The sequence below is a fragment of the Pseudomonas sp. Z3-6 genome (assembly GCF_051131985.1).
Taxonomy (GTDB): Bacteria; Pseudomonadota; Gammaproteobacteria; order Pseudomonadales; family Pseudomonadaceae; genus Aquipseudomonas; species Aquipseudomonas zanjanensis.
Genome location: NZ_CP071644.1, coordinates 2,341,813 through 2,359,128 on the forward strand (window position 1 = coordinate 2,341,813; position 17,316 = coordinate 2,359,128).

General features: G+C 63.5%; 14 protein-coding genes. 8 read left to right on the plus strand and 6 right to left on the minus strand.

Annotated elements, in window-relative coordinates:
* Positions 1-30: 30 nt before the first annotated feature.
* Positions 31-1,509 (plus strand): ATP-binding protein, encoded by a 1,479-nt coding sequence (locus J3P88_RS10745; protein ID WP_434575133.1) that lies wholly within the window; start codon positions 31-33, stop codon positions 1,507-1,509.
* Here J3P88_RS10745 and J3P88_RS10750 read toward each other — a convergent pair.
* The gene (locus tag J3P88_RS10750; RefSeq protein WP_434575135.1) at positions 1,456-4,260 is read right to left on the minus strand and encodes an ATP-binding protein; all 2,805 of its coding nucleotides are present in this window, start codon (positions 4,258-4,260) and stop codon (positions 1,456-1,458) included. The two genes, J3P88_RS10745 and J3P88_RS10750, sit on opposite strands and share 54 nt — an antisense overlap.
* 357 nt (positions 4,261-4,617) lie before the next feature.
* On the opposite strand from J3P88_RS10750, the gene J3P88_RS10755 reads away from it, so the two are divergent.
* From J3P88_RS10755 to J3P88_RS10785, 7 genes are all read left to right on the plus strand, one after another.
* Positions 4,618-5,439: an alpha/beta fold hydrolase gene (locus tag J3P88_RS10755; RefSeq protein WP_411387047.1), complete on the plus strand. Its 822-nt coding sequence runs from the start codon at positions 4,618-4,620 to the stop codon at positions 5,437-5,439.
* Positions 5,440-5,571: 132 nt separating this feature from the next.
* Entirely contained in the window at positions 5,572-6,513 is a 942-nt protein-coding gene (locus J3P88_RS10760; RefSeq protein WP_186730306.1) for a LysR substrate-binding domain-containing protein, read from the plus strand.
* The gene (locus J3P88_RS10765) at positions 6,510-6,923 is read left to right on the plus strand and encodes a DoxX family protein (RefSeq protein ID WP_186709749.1); all 414 of its coding nucleotides are present in this window, start codon (positions 6,510-6,512) and stop codon (positions 6,921-6,923) included. The genes J3P88_RS10760 and J3P88_RS10765 overlap by 4 nt, the downstream gene beginning before the upstream one ends.
* A complete protein-coding gene (locus tag J3P88_RS10770; protein WP_434575138.1) occupies positions 6,916-7,554 on the plus strand; it encodes an antibiotic biosynthesis monooxygenase in 639 nt (212 codons plus the stop codon). Before J3P88_RS10765 ends, J3P88_RS10770 begins: the two co-directional genes overlap by 8 nt.
* A 118-nt stretch (positions 7,555-7,672) precedes the next feature.
* Positions 7,673-9,511: an amidohydrolase gene (locus tag J3P88_RS10775; RefSeq protein WP_434576406.1), complete on the plus strand. Its 1,839-nt coding sequence runs from the start codon at positions 7,673-7,675 to the stop codon at positions 9,509-9,511.
* Between the two features lie 142 nt (positions 9,512-9,653).
* Entirely contained in the window at positions 9,654-10,283 is a 630-nt protein-coding gene (gene ycaC / locus J3P88_RS10780) for an isochorismate family cysteine hydrolase YcaC (RefSeq protein WP_186709752.1), read from the plus strand.
* A 293-nt stretch (positions 10,284-10,576) separates the two neighbouring features.
* Positions 10,577-11,455: a LysR family transcriptional regulator gene (locus J3P88_RS10785; RefSeq protein ID WP_186709753.1), complete on the plus strand. Its 879-nt coding sequence runs from the start codon at positions 10,577-10,579 to the stop codon at positions 11,453-11,455.
* A gap of 54 nt (positions 11,456-11,509) precedes the next feature.
* Here the strand turns inward: J3P88_RS10785 and J3P88_RS10790 are convergent, their stop codons facing one another.
* From J3P88_RS10790 to J3P88_RS10810, 5 genes are all read right to left on the minus strand, one after another.
* The gene (locus J3P88_RS10790; RefSeq protein WP_053123224.1) at positions 11,510-11,986 is read right to left on the minus strand and encodes a hemerythrin domain-containing protein; all 477 of its coding nucleotides are present in this window, start codon (positions 11,984-11,986) and stop codon (positions 11,510-11,512) included.
* A gap of 230 nt (positions 11,987-12,216) precedes the next feature.
* Positions 12,217-12,423 (minus strand): CopG family ribbon-helix-helix protein, encoded by a 207-nt coding sequence (locus tag J3P88_RS10795; protein ID WP_434575140.1) that lies wholly within the window; start codon positions 12,421-12,423, stop codon positions 12,217-12,219.
* Positions 12,420-15,749 carry an ImcF-related family protein gene (locus J3P88_RS10800; RefSeq protein WP_434575142.1) on the minus strand — a complete coding sequence of 1,110 codons (3,330 nt, stop codon included), beginning with the start codon at positions 15,747-15,749 and terminating at the stop codon, positions 12,420-12,422. Before J3P88_RS10800 ends, J3P88_RS10795 begins: the two co-directional genes overlap by 4 nt.
* Positions 15,750-15,758: 9 nt before the next feature.
* Positions 15,759-16,880: a hypothetical protein gene (locus tag J3P88_RS10805; RefSeq protein ID WP_434575144.1), complete on the minus strand. Its 1,122-nt coding sequence runs from the start codon at positions 16,878-16,880 to the stop codon at positions 15,759-15,761.
* A gap of 113 nt (positions 16,881-16,993) precedes the next feature.
* A complete protein-coding gene (locus J3P88_RS10810) occupies positions 16,994-17,257 on the minus strand; it encodes a PAAR domain-containing protein (protein WP_434575145.1) in 264 nt (87 codons plus the stop codon).
* Between the last annotated feature and the right edge of the window lie 59 nt (positions 17,258-17,316).

Below are 17,316 nucleotides of genomic sequence, written 5' to 3' on the forward strand. Positions count from 1 at the left end.
CCGCACCGGTTTTCCGGCACTGGATCGCCCATGAACAGTTTCGTCAAACCCGACAGCGAGCCGGCGGTGAGCTTCGGTCCGTTTGCCTTCTACCGGCAGCAGCGGCTGGTCACCCGTGACGGCCAGCCACTCGCATTGGGTGGTCGCGCCCTGGATGTTCTGCAGGTGCTGGTGGAGCACACCGGCCGTTATGTCAGTAAGCAAACCCTCATCGCCCACGTCTGGCCTGACAGCGTCGTGGAAGACATCAACCTGCGGGTGCACATTGCGGCGCTGCGGCGGGCCTTCGGCGACGGGCGGGACGGCGCGCGCTATATCCTCAACCATCCACGACAAGGCTATTGCCTGGCGGTTCACGAGGACATCGAGACGCCGTTCAGTCCCCCAGCGGAGCGACACAACTTGCCCACGCGCTTGAGCCCGGTGGTCGGCCGCGACAGAATCCTGGGACGGTTGTTGGCGCAAGTACCTCGTCAAGCGCTGACCACCATGACCGGCCCGGGCGGGGTCGGCAAGACCACCGTGGTGCTGCGGGCGGCAGAGCTGTTGCTTGAACATTTTGACGACGGTGCCTGGTTCGTTGACCTGGCCGCCATCAGCGAACCCTCGCAAGTGACGGCTCAGGTGGCCGGCGCGCTGGGCCTGGCGCACGGAGCTTTAGGCCGGTGCCTGGAATCCTGCCGGATGTTGCTGGTGCTCGATGGCTGCGAGCATGTGCTCGGCGCCTGTCGGGAACTGGCCCAGGCGCTGGCTGCGACGGCACCGGGGGTGGCGCTGTTGTGCAGCAGCCGCGAACCGCTGGAACTGTCGGGCGAAAAAATCGTGCCACTGCCGGGCCTGGCCGTGGCATCGCCTCTCGAGCCGGAGCACCAGATCGTCGCATGCCCGGCGGTGCAACTGCTGGTTGAACGGGTTAGCGCCCGGCAGCAGGATTTCAAGCCCCATGGCCGCGACTGGCTGATCCTCGCCCAGATTTGCCAGCGCCTGGACGGCTTGCCGCTGGCGCTGGAATTGGCGGCGGCCCAGGTCGACGCCTTGGGGGTGGCTGGGGTGCTCGAACAGTTGGACTACGGTTTGTCCCTCTTGAGCCATGGGCGGCGTACCGCAGTGGCCCGGCATCGGAGCCTGGAGGCGGTGTTGGATTCGAGTGTCGAGCGTTTGAGCGCTGACGAACGAACCGCGTTCCAGCGCCTGGCGGTGTTCGAGGGACCGTTTACGCTCAAGGCGGCACAGGCCGTGATCAGTTGCGCTGAACTGAGTGTCGGGCAGGTGCCCAGGTTGCTGTTGCGGTTGGCGAGCGTGTCACTGCTGATGGTCGAGCCGTTGGCCGAGGGCGGGCGTTTTCGACTGCTGCACACCACCCGCGCCTACGCCATGGACAAACTGCGGCGCAGTGGACAGTGGCCTGTGTTTCATCGGCGTTACGTACTGCAAGGTGCTTGGGGGGCGCGGCGTTCACGGCCCCAACCGGCGAGTCAGCGTTTGGAGCAGCGCGTCGGCTTTCAATAGATCGGGAGTGTCGAAGCCCTCGCTGAAGCGGCGGTAGACCGGCCCGAGCAGTTCCTGCGCGGCATGCACCTGCCCTTGACGTTGCCACAAGCGGGCCAGGGAGGTCGCGCTGCGCAGCTCCCAGGCCAGGGCTTGTTGACGACGGGCCACGGCCATGGCGTCCAGCAGTTGCGCTTCGGCGGCTTCCTCCAGGGACGGCTCGTTCCGCGCCAGCAAGGTTTCGGCGCCGGCCCGCAGGATCTCCGCCGAACACCAGCCCGCGGCGCCACTGCGGGCCCGTTCCAGTTGCGCGGGGCTGACCAACTCAGGGCGCAGAGTGACCGCGATGTCTTGGATCAGCCCGTTTTTCGTGCTCGTCTCCAGCGTCTCGCCATCCAATACGCAGCCGTAATGGCAGGCCCAGTCATGGAACAGCATCACCGAATGTTTCTTGGCCTGTTGCTTCAACAGATCGAGCCTTTCCCGCGTGGTCGAATGCTCGCCGGTGTAGTGGGCGATCACGCAACCGGTGAGTGCCAGGGTGTAGCAGATCGAAATGCCGTGATTGATCTGCAAGGCGATCTGCAACGCCAGGTTGGCGGTGCGCCGGGCTTTCTCGGCAAAACCTTGTAGCCAGAGGATCCGCGCCAGAATCGTCAGCGCCGCCACGCTCTGGTCGTATTGCACGCCGAAGCCATGACTGAAGCGGCTGAGGTGGCCGCTCTGGGCCAGGCGCTGGATCACTTGCTCGGCTTCATGCCGCGCCGCGCCCTGGTCGCCGATGAAATGCAGTGCCAGCACCCGCAGGCGTTGGGCGCTCAAGGACAGGGTCGGGTCGCCCTGCAAACCCAACCGATCGAAATCCAGGCTGTGGTCCAAGGCCTGTTGGTAGTGGCCGCAACTGAGGTCGACGGTCATTTGCCCGGACACGGCCCGCAGCTCGCCGGCCAGGTCCTGGCATTGCCGGGCCAGTTGTCGGGCGGTGGCAAAGGCCCGCACGGTGGCCGCTGTACCGCCCTCGGTGTGGTAGTTGAAACTGGCGTGGGCCAGTTCCAGGGCCAGGGTCAAGCGTGGGCAGGGACTGGGGCTGGCCCGCAGCAAGTTCAGCGCCCGGTTGACGTAGAGGCCGTGTTCCTTGAGCAGCGACAGTTCCTGCCAGAGGGGCAGGGTGCGAGCAGTCAGGCGAATCGCCACGGCGTGTGAACCCTGCGGGCCCAGGCCTCGGTCGAGCGCGGCGCGGATGTCATCGCGATAGTCGGCGTAGCGGGCGATCCACAATCGGGTAGGGGTGTTTTCCCAATCGCGTTCCGCTTGTCCCATGAGCGCCAGGCAGCGTTCGGCGTGGCGTTCCTGGCTGGCCGCCAGTTCCCCGGCTTCGGCGAGTTTTTCCAAGGCATAGCGGCGGGTGGTGTCCAGCAGGCGATAGCGCACCTCTTCATCGCCAATCTCAACGTTGAGCAACGACTTGGCGACCAACTGGCTGATCGACACCAGCACCTGTTCGGGCGCCACATGCTGGCCAACGATCACCGCCGCGGCCGAGGCCAGGTTGAAACTGCCCATGAACACCGCCAGCCGCCGCAGGCAGGTCTGCTCGCAGGCCGTGAGCAGCGCGAAGCTCCAGTCCAGCGTGGCGCGCAGGGTTTGCTGGCGCGGTGCGGCGCCGGTGTCGTTGTGGAGCAGGGCGACGCTGTCCTGCAGTTGCCGGTGAAGTGCTTCGAGGGTGAAGCGGCCGAGTTGTCCGGCGGCCAGTTCGATGGCCAGGGGAATGCCGTCCAGCCGCTGGCAGATGTCGATCACCAACGGCACCTCGCGGTCGGTCAGTTCGAAGTCGTCACGGCTGGCCATCGCACGCTCGGCAAACAGTTGCAGCGCCGGGTACTCCAGGGCGGGATAACCCTCGATGGGCATTTCACGGGGCGGGAACGCCAGGGCGTCCAGGCGCTGCATGTGTTCACCTTCGGCGCGCAGGCCTTCGCGGCTGGTGGCCAGGATGTGCAGGTGAGGGGCACCACGCAGCAAGGTTTCGCTGAGCTGGGCGATGGCGTCGATCAAGTGCTCGCAGTTGTCGAGCACCAGCAACAGATGTCGTTCCTTGAGCTGTCGGCCGAGGGTGTCCAGCGGATCGCCGTCTTGCAGGGGCAGGTCGAGCAACGCACAGAGGTTGGGAGCGATCATCGCCGCGTCGTTGAGCGACGCCAGGTCCAGCAGGTGGGTGCCGTCACGGTAATGGCCGATCAGCCGTTCAGCGACCCGCAGGGCAACGGTGGTCTTGCCGATGCCGCCGGTGCCAACCAGGGTAATGAAGCGTTTTCGCGGCAGCTGGGCCACCAGGTTTTCCACCAGGGCCTGGCGGCCGATCAGGCGCGTGCGCTGCAGTGGCAGGTTGCGCGCCAGGGATGGATGGGGGATGCGCGCCAATGGGTCAAGGGATTCGAAAGCCAGCGGCGCGACAAAGCTGTAGCCACGCTGCGCCACGGTGACGATGTAGCGCTGCCCGGCCTGGCCGTCCCCGAGGGCCTTGCGCAGGGCTGCGACGTGTACGCGCAGGTTGGTGTCTTCCACCACGCTTTTGGGCCAGACCCGGGCGATCAGTTGCTGCTTGCTCACCACCTCGCCAGCATGTTCGAGCAACACCAGCAGGATCTCCACGGCCCGCCGCCCCAGGCGCAACGGTTGCTCGCCTTCCAGCACCAGGCGCTGGCGCGGATGGACCCGGTAAGGGCCGAAGTGCACCGTCTGTTCGACGGGCAGGCTGAGGTAGTGGCTCATGGTGCTCTCAATGTTCTGGTCCCGATGCCCGGGCTTTACCCGAGCATATTCCTCAGGTTTGGTGTCAAGCGCAACGGTGCAGGCTCTACTCCCGGCCTTCCAGACGCCGAACCTGTGGCGAGGGAGCTTGCTCCCGCTGGGCCGCGAAGCGGCCCCAAAGGCCCCACCTCCCAATCAATCTGACACTCCGAAGTGACAGTTCTGGGGCTGCTGCGCAGCCCAGCGGGAGCAAGCTCCCTCGCCACAAAAGCGGGCTTTTAACACCGCCGTTCCGAAAAAATTAACAACGTTTAACTCACGCAAACGCCTCCTCTGACCGGACCATGAAGCGCTCCACCCACCTCAAGGAACCCTGTCATGAGCACCTTCATCACCCGCGACGGCACCGAGATTTACTACAAGGATTGGGGCACTGGGCAACCGGTGGTCTTGAGCCACGGCTGGCCGCTGAACTCGGACAGTTGGGAGGGGCAGATGATGTTCCTGGCGTCCAACGGCTACCGGGTGATCGCCCACGACCGCCGTGGACACGGGCGCTCCAGCCAACCCTGGGACGGCAACGACATGGACACCTACGCCGATGACCTGGCTGAGCTGATCGAACGGCTGGACTTGAAAGACGCGGTGTTGATCGGCTTCTCCACGGGCGGTGGTGAAGTGGCGCGCTACATCGGCCGCCATGGCGCGGCCCGCGTCGCCAAGCTCGGCCTGATCTCGGCGGTGACGCCGTTGATGCTCAGGACCGCGGCCAACCCCGGTGGCTTGCCCGTCGAAGTGTTCGACGGTTTCCGCCAAGCCTCCCTGGCCGACCGTTCTCAGCTATACAAAGACGTGGCCAGCGCGTTTTTCGGCGCCAACCGCCCGGGCGCCAAGGTCTCCCAAGGCATGATCGACTGGTTCTGGATGCAAGGCATGCAGGCCGGCCACAAGAACACTTACGACTGCATCAAGGCATTCTCGGAGACCGATCTTTCCGAAGACCTGCGCAACATCGACGTGCCGACCTTGGTGGTGCACGGCGATGATGACCAGATGGTCCCCATCGAAGCGGCCGGCATTGCCGCTGCCCAGTTGCTCAAGAACGCGCAGTTGCTGGTCTACCCCGGCGCGCCCCATGGCCTGACCGATACTCACAAGGACCGGCTGAACGCGGACCTGCTGGCGTTCATCCAGGGTTGATCAAGCCATGAAACTGTGGGAGCGGGCTTGCTCGCGAATGCGGTGGCACATTCGACATAAGTGCCAACTGACCCACCGCTTTCGCGAGCAAGCCCGCTCCCACAAGATCGGCATTCAACAGGAACAACACCCATGAACCGCAACGATTTACGCCGTCTCGACATGAACCTGCTGGTGATCTTCGAGGCGCTGATGTTCGAGAAAAACCTGACCCGCGTCGCCGAAAAGCTGTTCATGGGCCAGCCGGCGGTGAGTGCGGCGCTGGGGCGGTTGCGGGATCTGTTCGATGATCCGTTGCTGATCCGTCACGGTCGCGGCATGGAACCGACGCCGCGGGCCCTGGCGATCCTGCGAGAGCTGCAACCGGCCATGGACACCATCTCCGGCGCGGTCAGCCGGGCCAAGGCGTTCGATCCGTCCACCAGTTGCGACGTGTTTCGCATCGGTCTGTCCGACGATGCCGAATTCGGCCTGTTTCCTCCGCTGCTGAGCCAACTGCGCGAAGAAGCGCCGGGGATCATCGTGGTGGTGCGCCGGGCCAATTTCCTGCTGATGTCCTCGCTGCTGGCCAGTGGTGAAATCAGCGTCGGCGTCAGCTACACCACCGACCTGCCGGCCAATGCCAAGCGCAAGAAACTGCGGGACATTCCCTGCAAGGTCTTGCGCGGCGACAAGCGCCCGGGGCCGCTGACCCTGGACGAATACTGCTCGCGCCCCCATGCCATGGTTTCGTTTTCGGGCGACCTGAGCGGCAACATCGACTTGGACCTGGCCCGCATCGGCCGGTGCCGCAAAGTGGTGTTGGCGGTGCCGCAATTCAGCGGGCTGCGAGCATTGTTGGCGGGCACCGAGCTGATCGCCACCGTGCCCGACTACGCCGCCTGCGCACTGGTGGAAGGCTGCGCCTTGCGCGCCGAGGACCCGCCGTTCGAGATCAATGCCGCCGAACTGTCGATGGTCTGGAGCGGCGTGCATGACAACGACCCGGCCGAACGCTGGCTGCGTTCGCGCATCGCCAGCCACATGTCGCAACCACTGCCGGCCGCTGCGGCCGCGGACGGAGCCCACCGATGAACCTGACCGATGAGCGCCCGTTGCAGGACCTGGGCTTGTTGTTCCTGCGCCTGAGCGGCGGGTTGTTTTTGCTGTGGGTCCACGGCTTGCCGAAGCTCTTGAATTACAGCAGCGAGCTGACCCGCATCGAAGACCCGTTCCACCTCGGCGCCGCGCCGACCCTGGTCCTGGCGATTTTCGCCGAGGTGCTGTGCCCACTGTTGATCATGGCCGGTGTGCTGGTGCGCCTGGCGTGCCTGCCGATCCTGTTCCTGCTGGCCGTGGCGCTGCTGGTGGTGCACCCGCAGTGGAGCCTGGAAGAAGGCCAGTTTGGCTGGTTGCTGTTGATTGTATTTACCAGCGTGTTCATTGCCGGCCCTGGACGCCTGGCGCTGAACGCGCGTTTTGATGGAGTGCTGCGTCATGCCTGAGTCCCAAACCCTCGGATCCACCGCGAGCCCGGCGGTACCCGGTTTCGATGAAATCGTCACCTTGGTGGTCAAGCACCGAATCAAAGCCGGGCAGAACGATGCCTATGAGGCCTGGTTGCGGCGCATCGTCACCGTGGCTGGCCAGTGGCCGGGCCATCTGGGCGTCGACGTTGTGCGGGGCAAGCAGGACGGATTGTCATTGTTTACCTGCGTGCTGCGTTTTCGCTCCACCGAGGCCATGCAGCGCTGGCTGGACTCCCCCGAGCGGCGTGAATTGGTGGCCGAGGCTGCGCCACTGTTGGTCGACGGTGATCAGATCGAGGTCGGTTCGCACAAGGAATTCTGGTTCGCCCCGTTGGCCGATGCCGCCACGCCACCGCCGCGCTGGAAGCAATCGGTGGTGACGCTGCTGGTCATCCTGCCGCACACCTTGCTGGTGCCGTTGCTCTGGGGCCCGTTGCTGCAACTCAACGCCTTTCTGTCCAACTACGTGGTCGCCACGTTTTTGATCACCGTGACCATCGTGCTCTCGGTGGTGTACGTGTGCATGCCGCTGGCGACCCGGCTGTTCGCGCCGTGGCTGGAAGCCTCCACAACCCACGAACACTTGGAGCCCGGCCATGGCCGATAAGGACGACCCAACCGATCCGCTGCGCCGCCAATTGCTCGCCGCCGGGTCCTTGCTCAGTGCGGCGGCGGCCTTCTGGCCACGCCTGTCCCTTGCTTCTTCCTCTTCACAAGGAAATCCGATGAACGCCGACCTGATTCTGTTCAATGGCCAATTCCACACCGTCGATCGCGAGAAGCCTCGCGCCAGCGCGGTCGCCATCAGCCAGGGCCGCTTTGTCGCCGTGGGCACCGACGCCGAGGCCATGGCCCTGCGCGGCAGCGGTACCCAGGTCATCGACCTCAAGGGCCGCACCGTCATTCCCGGTCTCAACGACTCGCACCTGCACTTGATCCGGGGTGGCTTGAACTACAACCTGGAGCTGCGTTGGGAAGGCGTGCCGTCGTTGGCCGATGCCTTGCGCATGCTCAAGGACCAGGCCGACCGCACGCCAACGCCGCAATGGGTTCGCGTGGTGGGCGGCTGGAACGAATTCCAGTTTGCCGAAAAGCGCATGCCGACCCTGGAAGAACTCAACCAGGCCGCCCCCGATACGCCCGTGTTCGTGTTGCACCTGTATGACCGCGCCTTGCTCAACCGCGCCGCGCTGCGTGTCGCCGGCTACACCCGCAACACGCCGAACCCGCCGGGTGGCGAGATCGTACGCGACAGCAAGGGCGAGCCCACCGGCATGCTGGTGGCGCGGCCCAACGCGATGATCCTGTACTCGACGCTGGCGAAAGGGCCGAAGTTGCCGCTGGAATACCAGGTCAACTCCACCCGCCAGTTCATGCGCGAACTCAATCGCCTGGGCCTGACCAGCGCCATCGACGCCGGCGGCGGCTACCAGAACTACCCGGACGACTACGAGGTCATCGAGCAGTTGGCCCGCGAGCAGCAGTTGACGGTGCGCATCGCCTACAACCTGTTCACCCAGAAGCCCAAGGAAGAACTCACCGATTTCAAGAACTGGACCGGCAGCGTCAAGCTGCACCAGGGCGACGATTTCCTGCGGCACAACGGTGCCGGGGAAATGTTGGTGTTCTCGGCGGCGGACTTCGAAGACTTCCTCGAACCGCGCCCGGACCTGCCACCGGGCATGGAACAGGACCTGGAGCCGGTGGTGCGTCACCTGGTGGAGCAGCGCTGGCCGTTCCGCCTGCACGCCACCTACGACGAATCCATCAGCCGCATGCTCGACGTGTTCGAGAAGGTCAATCGCGACATTCCGTTCAATGGCCTGCCGTGGTTTTTCGACCACGCCGAAACCATCACGCCGAAAAACATCGAGCGTGTACGGGCACTGGGCGGTGGTATTGCGATCCAGGACCGCATGGCCTTCCAGGGCGAATACTTCGTTGACCGCTACGGCGCCAAGGCCGCCGAAGCCACGCCACCGATCAAGCGCATGCTCGCCGAAGGCGTGCCGGTGGGCGCCGGCACCGACGCCACCCGCGTGTCGAGCTACAACCCGTGGACTTCGTTGTACTGGATGGTCAGTGGCCGCACCGTCGGCGGCCTGTCGTTGCACGAAGAGGGCCTGCCGCGCCTGACCGCGCTGGAGTTGTTCACCCACGGCAGTGCCTGGTTCTCGTCGGAGCAGGGCAAGAAAGGCCAGATCAAGGTCGGCCAACTGGCGGACCTGGCGGCCCTGAGCGCGGACTTCTTCAGCGTCGAGGAAGAAGCCATCAAGTGGATCGAGTCGGTGCTGACCGTAGTGGACGGCAAAGTGGTGTACGCCGCTGGCGACTTCGAAAAACTCGGCCCGGCCAGCGTCCCGGTGCTGCCGGACTGGTCGCCCGTGGTCAAGGTCCCGGGCCACTGGCGCCCGGCCTCACCGCTGCAGGCGCAAGTCCACCAGTGCAGCGGGCCGTGCAAGGTGCATTCCCACAGCCACGAACGGGCGCGACTCTCGAATGTGCCGGTCAGCGATTTCCAGGGTTTCTGGGGCGCGTTTGGTTGTTCCTGCTTTGCCTTTTGACTAACACATTTTCCCCTGTGGGAGCGGGCTTGCTCGCGAAAGCGGTGTGTCAGCTTGCAAGGCTGTCGGATGTGACGACGCCTTCGCGAGCAAGCCCGCTCCCACAGGGGGCCTGTAACATCCATCCCAAAGGAGTCACCCCATGAGCAACGTTCCCGCCTACAACCGTCTGAACAAAGACGACGCGGTCGTCCTGCTGGTCGATCACCAGACCGGTCTGATTTCCCTGGTCCAGGACTTCTCGCCCAACGAGTTCAAGAACAACGTATTGGCGCTGGCCGACCTGGCGAAGTTCTTCAACTTGCCGACCATCCTGACCACCAGCTTCGAACAGGGCCCCAACGGCCCGATCGTGCCGGAACTCAAGGAAATGTTCCCGGACGCGCCGTACATCCCGCGTCCAGGCCAGATCAACGCCTGGGACAACGAAGATTTCGTCAAGGCAATCAAGGCCACCGGCCGCAAGCAACTGATCATCGCCGGCGTGGTCACCGACGTCTGCGTGGCGTTCCCGACCTTGTCGGCGCTGGCTGAAGGCTTTGACGTGTTCGTCGTCACCGACGCTTCGGGTACCTTCAACGAAACCGTGCAACAAGCCGCCTGGGTGCGCATGACCGCCGCTGGCGCGCAGATGATGAACTGGTTCTCGGTGGCCTGTGAGCTGCACCGCGACTGGCGCAACGACATCGAAGGCCTCGGCAACCTGCTGTCCCAGCGCATTCCGAACTACCGCAACCTGATGAACAGCTACTCGGCGCTGACGGCCAAGTAAGCGGTTCATGTTGTATGACGCCCGCCTTGTGCGGGCGTTTTTGTGCAGGGCATTAAACCCTTGCAAACCGAACCACCGCTATCGCGAGCAAGCTTTGCTCCCACATGGGATCGGGAAAAACCTGTGGAAGCAGCTTGACCAGATCAGCCTTGCTTCCACATGGGATCGAGGGAAAGCCTGTGGGAGCAAAGCTTGCTCGCGATGACGGTGGCACATCCGACACCTTTCCAACCTGCATTACACCACCCACAATGCCCAACTCATCTCCCTGACTGTCCACTCCAGGAATGACAATGAATCCCTTCGAAGAAATGCGCATCTTTGCCCAGGTCATGGAGTCAGGCAGTTTCACCGCCGCCGCGGACAAGCTCGGGCTGTCCAAGCAGTTCGTCAGCCGCAAGCTCATGGCACTGGAGCAGCGCCTGGGCGTGCGCCTGCTCAATCGCTCGACCCGCCGGCTGGACGTCACCCCGTTGGGCCAGCGTTACTACGAAGCGGCGCTGCGCCTGCTCAATGACGTCGAACAAGTGGAGCAGGGCATCAGCGGCCAGACCAGCGAGCCCCGCGGCACGATTCGCCTCAGCGCACCGCTGTCCTTCGCTGTGGCGCACCTGGGCAGCCTGTTGCCGCTGTTTCTGCAACGCTATCCGGGCGTCAGCGTCGAGGTGGACCTGAGCGACCGTTCGGTGGATCTGCTGGGGGAGGGCTATGACCTGGCGCTGCGCATCGGCGTGCTGGAAGATTCGACCCTGATTGCCCGGCGCATCGCGACCATCGAGCGGGTGTATTGCGCCAGCCCCACCTACCTGGCGCAAAAAGGCACACCCGCGCGGCCTGAAGACCTGCGCAGCCATGACTGCCTGCCCTATGGTCACAGTCGTCAGGTGCAGTGGCGTTTCGCGGGGGCGGGCAAACCGTTGACGCTGGAGGTCACGGGGCGCATGCGCGCCAATAACGGTGATTTGCTCAGGGACGCGGCCATTGCCGGCATGGGCATCACCTATCTGCCCGCTTTCATCCTCGGCGATGCCTTGAAGGATGGTCGGCTGATCAAGGTCCTGGAAGGCTTCGAGACCGAACCGTTGGCGCTATCGGCGGTGTATCCCCAGCATCGGCAAAGTGCACGCCCAGTGCAGGCGTTGGTGGAATTCTTACGCGAACAAATGCAGTAAAGGGGCGCAACGCATTCAGCCGCCACATGACGGCTGAAGCATCTGGCGCTTTGATCAGGCGGCGAGGTTGGCGCTGCTCAGTTCTTTTTTGTACTGCGCTTTCATGGTTTCCATTTCCGCGCCCAAGGCGTCGAGCTTGGCCTTACCCAGCAGTTTTTTCGCGTGGGGGAACATTTCCTTTTCTTCTTCTTCGATGTGGTGCTCAAGCAGTTCCTTGACCACCTTCACCCGACCGGCGAATTCCGGCTGGGTTGGATCGGTGGTTTTCAGGTCCGGCAGCACCAGCGAGTCGACGGTGCGGTGTTCTTCCTTGGCCTCGTAATACATTTCAGCCTCGTCCTTGCCACCGGCTTGCTTGAACGCCGGATAAAGAATTTCTTCTTCCAGGCGAGTGTGGATGGAAATTTCCATTTCCAGTTTCGCCAACAGGTCGGTGCGTTTTTTCACGGCGCGCTCGGTCGACTCGCTCAGTTGAGTCAAGATGGCTTTGACGCGCTCATGGTCGGCTTTCAACAGATCGATGGCATTCATGGGGAGCTCCTCGGCAATTCACGGATGCGGGCAGGCTTCGAGCGCCGACGCCGCGTAAGAGCTGAATTGCATGAGCTGTGCCAGCCGAGACGGGTTTTAAAACGCTTTAAAAACAATGGGTTGAAATGTTCTTGATTTTCACCGTCGTGCAAGCTGCATGAGCTGGGGAAAAAACGCGTTGCAGTTTGCGCTGATGGCTAGCCACGGCGCGTTCAATATCGACATTCATCTCAGCCGATCACCAAATGGAAAGGCCACTGCGCTTTGGCAGTCAGGTGGGGCGAGCCAACGTTGAGACTATCGGCCCAAGCCTGGACTATCTGGTGGTCAATCACTCGGCCAGCGTCAACATCGGTCAAGGCCTCACGAGTCAGACGATTACGCTTCTGCTGGTTTGTACAGGCCGTTAGAGCCTGTTTGGAAACTCGATTGCTCATCCCCCCGCAGCCCCACGCCCCTCCAGAAATACCCGCCCCGGCAACGTAAACCCCCGCAACCTGAGCAACGCCATCGGCCCGGCATCCAGCTCGGTGCGCAGGTGCCAGGTCAAGCCCAGTCCATCGGGGGCCTTGAGCACCATGCGGTAGCGGCTGTCGCCGTCATCCAATGCGGTGAACGTGGCTTGCTCCAGCAAGCGGATCAGTCCCCAAGTGCCGGCGTAATCCGCGAACAACCGCTCGCCGGTGTGGACGCTGGTCCAGGTCAGGCTCACGCCGGGGTAGTCGCTGCGTCCCGGCCAGCCAAAGCGCTGCCAGCGTTCCTTCTGGTTGAAGTACTCGTGTTTTTCACCGTTGAGGATGAAGGTGGTCTGCACCACATCGCGCACGCCTTTGCCGCTCAGTTCAAAACTCAAGCCCAGGTTGCCGTCGGTGAAGAGCACGTCGGCCAAGTCGCTCAGTTGGTTGATTGCCGCGAGGAACTGCGGGTTGACCCGCAAGCCTCGACCATGGCGCGGGTCGGCCACCCAGCGGTTGCCTTCCTTGCGCAGCACGCCGCTCAACTGGCTGTGCAGGAAGCGTTCGATGCGCCCCGTGTCGGCGCGGATCATCTGCCCCAGCATCGGCAACGAGGCATCGCTGGCGGTCGCGGCGAACGGATAACGGCCGGTGAAGGCGGTGTTCCAATGCGCGACGATCGAGCGCTGCCACTGACTGTTGAGCCCTGCCGCCGAGGGTTGCAGCACGCGCTGCCAGGCCTGTTCCAGCGGCTGCACGAACAGCGTCTCGCCGATGCCGGCCCATTGCGCGCCGAGGCTGGCGGCCATCAGCCGGCCATAGGATTGGGTGTCGGTCAGGTCGATGCCGCGGCCTTGGAATACCGTTTGCGCCAAGGCCTGGGTCATTTCCAGCGGGTCGCTGGCGCTGCTGACTTGTTGCAGTTTCAGGCGCACGCGGGTTACTTGGGTGAGGTAGGCCTGGAGGCTCAAAGTGTCATTGCCGCCCTTAACCAGTGTCAGCAGCGGCCCGAAGGTGGCATCCAGCGGGCCGCCCGGCAAATCCACGAGTTGATCGATCACCGGCGCCTTGTCCGGTCCGATCAGCTTTTGCGCGGACTTCATCAGCGAGTCGCCCAAGGCCTGACCGCGAGTGCCGGCCTGCCCTTGGTAGGCCAGGGTGTTGATCAGCGCGATCAGCGGCGATTGGCGCACGTCACTCATCAGCGTCAGTTGGTCGACCACCCCATCCAGGCTTTTTGCTTGATTGGCACGCAGGCTGTTGAGAAACCCCAGCCAGGCGCCGGCGTATTCCTGAAAATAACGCTCGGTCAGGCGCGCCTTGAGCACATCGGGGGTCAAGCGGCCATCGACATCGCCGGGTTTGTCGCTGAGCACCCAGTCGATTTCTTCACGGCGCGCCTGGGCGATTTCATCGATAGCCCGGCGCACCTGACCCTCCCAGGCCTGGCGAGTGAATACACCCGGCACACGGGCCTTGCTGGAAAACAGCGCGGCGGCCTCGGTGTCGCCGACCATCTGTTGCAGGCCCAGGGCCGGATAATGCTGGGCGGCCTCGTCGAGCACGCGTTTGTACAGGCCGGCCTCGGCGTTGCGTTGGCCCATCTGGTCGAGCAACACCTGGCGCACCTGTGCCACCAAACGTGGGTCGGCCTCGATGCGCCAGTCCGGGTGCGCGGGCAATTGCTCGGCATAGAACTGCCACAGGTTCGGTGCGAAAGTTTGCCAAAAACCAGGAGAGATGCCGTCACGCGTGGGATCGACGTGGCCCAGGGTCTTGACCAACAGGTCCACCTCGGCTTTTTCCGGGCGCGCCATCATCAGGTACGCCTTGAGCTGATCGTAGGCGTCACGGGTGCGCTCGATGCGTTCGGGGCTGCCTGGCGCGAGCTGGACCAACGCGCTCAATTGCTCGCGCAAACGGGCCGCCGCCGGGTCGCGGACCAGGCGGTTATTGGCTTCGACGTAACGGGGCCACAGCGCTTCGAGCAATGTTTCATTGCGGTTCAAACCAAAGCGCTGGTACCACGGCGCACCGTGCACGACACGGTGATCCAGCCGCGCCAACTGGTGCACCAGTTCATTGAGTGCCAACAGGTGTTCATCGCCCTGGGACGATTGCCGCAACGTCGCCAACACCGACTGCACCTGGACGATCTGCGCCCGATTGCTCACGAAGGACAGCACCGTCCCCGCGATGCCCACCAATGCCAGGCCCATGAACAGCGCATAAGCGACTCGCGGTACGCCCCAGCCCAGGCGAGCGCCGACCGCCTTGTCGCGCTGCACGCCATGCCAGGCCGGATCCGGCCACCAGAAGTGCAGGTTTTCACTGCTGTGCGCCACGGGCAGCGGCAAGCTGAACCACAGCCCGCGCAGCAGCACGCCCGGGTTCATCCCACCCCACAACGGCGCCAACGCCTGACGCCAATGGGCAATGCCCTCGACCTTCAGATCCCGGGACAGGCGCAGCAGGAAATCGTGGTGCATCTGCTTGTTGACCTGCATCTGCTCCAACCCCTCATGGCGCAAGGGGCCCAGCAGGTTGTGCAGGTTCGTCTCCAACATCGGCGCCGTGACCGGCGAGCGCAACAAACAGCCCACCGGTTGGGTCTCGCGCCCGTCCTGCGGCCAGGCGCTCTCGCAAACCTGCCACACATGCAAGGGCAACTGCCGCCGCACCCGCCGCGCCAGGTCGTGCACGTGGCGCAGGGCCTTGGCCATCGCCGCGTCGTCGGTGCTTTGCGGTTTATCCAGCGCCCAGACCACCCCATCGAACGCCCGCCCATGGCGTAGGGTGAGCCATTGGTTCAGCAGTGTGGTTTCCAACGTTTCCTGAAGGCCGCCGCCCCACAGGAGCACGGTGCGTTCGCCTTCAAGCCATTTCTTTTTTTCCAGTTCCGGGGCGATGGCGGTGATTTGGGCGGGTTCGCCGATGATGAGCAGGAGGCGGACTTTGTGGCGCCAGAAGAAGCCGTATTGGAAGCGCAGGTGTTCGCGCAGCCCGGTCGATGCTTCTTCGTTTACCGGGTGAGGTTCGACCTTATCGACAGTCGGGCCATTGCCCGTCTGATACGTTCGATAAGCCGAACGCCCCATCACATTGCCTAGAAAATGGAAGCCACCCAGGAACAACACCGATAGCAGGGCCATTGTGGATATGCCCAGCAACCAGAGCGCCTGATGGTCGCTGCCAGCCTGAATGCCCAGCCATTGGCGGTACCGCCACACCATGGCGCCCGTGATCGCGTCGATCAGCAGTAAACCACTGGCCACCACCCACACGACTATAAAACTTCGCAGATGCATTCGAATGTCCTATTCCGATAATGAAGGCGCAGGCGTCAACGCCATGCTCCAAAGCCTGGAGTCAGCGCAACCATTGCCGCTAAAAATGAACTGGGCCCCCGAGCCCACCTGGATGGCTTGCGTCGCCGCGACAATCGCCAGCCATGGCGAGGCTTTGCCTGGGTTCCCCAGCACCGCGTCCAAATCACGAAGCCCTTGTTCATGCTGCATCGGCATCGCTAGTTGGGTTGAAACGCTGGTCAGGGCTGCATGACGTTGTGCATTCACACCTGCTCGCCAGACATGCCGGATCGACTCAGCCTCCAACGGTACCCAGGCAAGCGCCTGCGTTGCGGCATCGCCCAATGCGTCGGAGCAAGGTTGCCGCTCCTGTTCCGGGCGATGAAGAAACGCGACCGGCGCCAAGGTGGTTTGCGCCAGGGGATTGCCCAGGAGCAAACCGGCGACCACTTCCGCCGTGCCTTCGGGTTGTCGCGGCGCAAACTGCAACGCGATGACCAGCAGCACGGCCCGCTCATCGAAGCGTTGGTCGAGCCAATGGTCCAACGCATCCAAACCATCGCCTTCGAGGGAGACCGGCGCCTGGCGGATGGCGGACGCTTGCCATGCCTGCGCCCATGTCCGATCCCACGCTGGGCCCGACAAGCCGCTGTCGCACTCCAATAACAACGCCAGCGGTGTATGGACAGGCAGTTGCGCCAAGGTGGGGGCCAACTCGCCAAGTAATTGTTGCAACGTACGCAGCAACACCGGTTCGAGCTCTTCAGCCGCATCGCCCTGTAGACGGCTGTGGCATGACGACGACGAGGCGAGCCTCGAAGGTTGCACCCTCTGCACCTTGATGCCGCTCTGCAAAGCCTCCTGTTGTACCGCCGGTTCTTCGCCTGGGACGCGCAGGGCGGTGTGCAGGTCGACCTTCAACACCCGTAGAAAACGACGTCCCTGACGAGTTTTCTGGAACAAATCCTCTTCGCGTGCCTGATCCCAGCCATCGGCCACAGCTCGTTCGCCGAGATACAGCAACGCCCGCCCGAACCCCAGGGCACACCAGCCCAGGAAGGGCATGCCCAAGGTCAGGCTCCAGAAAACCTCAGGCCTCTGGTGTAACGCTTCGGGAGCGAACGACAGCATGCCCCCAGCGCCGAGCAGCAAACAAAACGCCAATAACCCGAGCCACCGCCAGGCGCGGGGTCGCACAGGCCTGGGCGCCAAGGCCGGGACGTCATCCATTCGCACCGGCATGATCAACGTGCCCTCGCGCCAGGCATCGACGAAATCAGCGCACAGCCACAGGCGCAACGATGACCGTCAAAAGCCACCGGCACGCCATTGTCCTTGAGCGTAGGGTGGCCTTCGGCGATGACCGTCCGGCCGTGGCCTGGCATTGGGCAGTCCACTGGATCGCCTTCCCGAGCGACCCCGATATCGCCGAACTTCATGATGGTTGAGCCTGATTGGACAGTACCGTCTCCGGTTGTTTTGTCGCCGATGCGGATGATGTTTTTCATGTCGTTTTCCTTGTTCAAAAAGCCCGTCCATGGGCAAAATTCGGCACAGCCCAGTTGAC

Bases quoted from the DNA above. Each gene is read 5' to 3' on its own strand.
- J3P88_RS10800 (WP_434575142.1), bottom strand. From the start codon at position 15,749: ATGCATCTGCGAAGTTTTATAGTCGTGTGGGTGGTGGCCAGTGGTTTA.
- J3P88_RS10795 (WP_434575140.1), bottom strand. From the start codon at position 12,423: ATGAGCAATCGAGTTTCCAAACAGGCTCTAACGGCCTGTACAAACCAG.
- J3P88_RS10765 (WP_186709749.1), top strand. From the start codon at position 6,510: ATGAACCTGACCGATGAGCGCCCGTTGCAGGACCTGGGCTTGTTGTTC.
- J3P88_RS10755 (WP_411387047.1), top strand. From the start codon at position 4,618: ATGAGCACCTTCATCACCCGCGACGGCACCGAGATTTACTACAAGGAT.
- J3P88_RS10790 (WP_053123224.1), bottom strand. From the start codon at position 11,986: ATGAATGCCATCGATCTGTTGAAAGCCGACCATGAGCGCGTCAAAGCC.
- J3P88_RS10770 (WP_434575138.1), top strand. From the start codon at position 6,916: ATGCCTGAGTCCCAAACCCTCGGATCCACCGCGAGCCCGGCGGTACCC.
- J3P88_RS10785 (WP_186709753.1), top strand. From the start codon at position 10,577: ATGAATCCCTTCGAAGAAATGCGCATCTTTGCCCAGGTCATGGAGTCA.
- J3P88_RS10750 (WP_434575135.1), bottom strand. From the start codon at position 4,260: ATGAGCCACTACCTCAGCCTGCCCGTCGAACAGACGGTGCACTTCGGC.
- ycaC (WP_186709752.1), top strand. From the start codon at position 9,654: ATGAGCAACGTTCCCGCCTACAACCGTCTGAACAAAGACGACGCGGTC.
- J3P88_RS10775 (WP_434576406.1), top strand. From the start codon at position 7,673: ATGAACGCCGACCTGATTCTGTTCAATGGCCAATTCCACACCGTCGAT.
- J3P88_RS10760 (WP_186730306.1), top strand. From the start codon at position 5,572: ATGAACCGCAACGATTTACGCCGTCTCGACATGAACCTGCTGGTGATC.
- J3P88_RS10745 (WP_434575133.1), top strand. From the start codon at position 31: ATGAACAGTTTCGTCAAACCCGACAGCGAGCCGGCGGTGAGCTTCGGT.
- J3P88_RS10805 (WP_434575144.1), bottom strand. From the start codon at position 16,880: ATGCTGTCGTTCGCTCCCGAAGCGTTACACCAGAGGCCTGAGGTTTTC.
- J3P88_RS10810 (WP_434575145.1), bottom strand. From the start codon at position 17,257: ATGAAAAACATCATCCGCATCGGCGACAAAACAACCGGAGACGGTACT.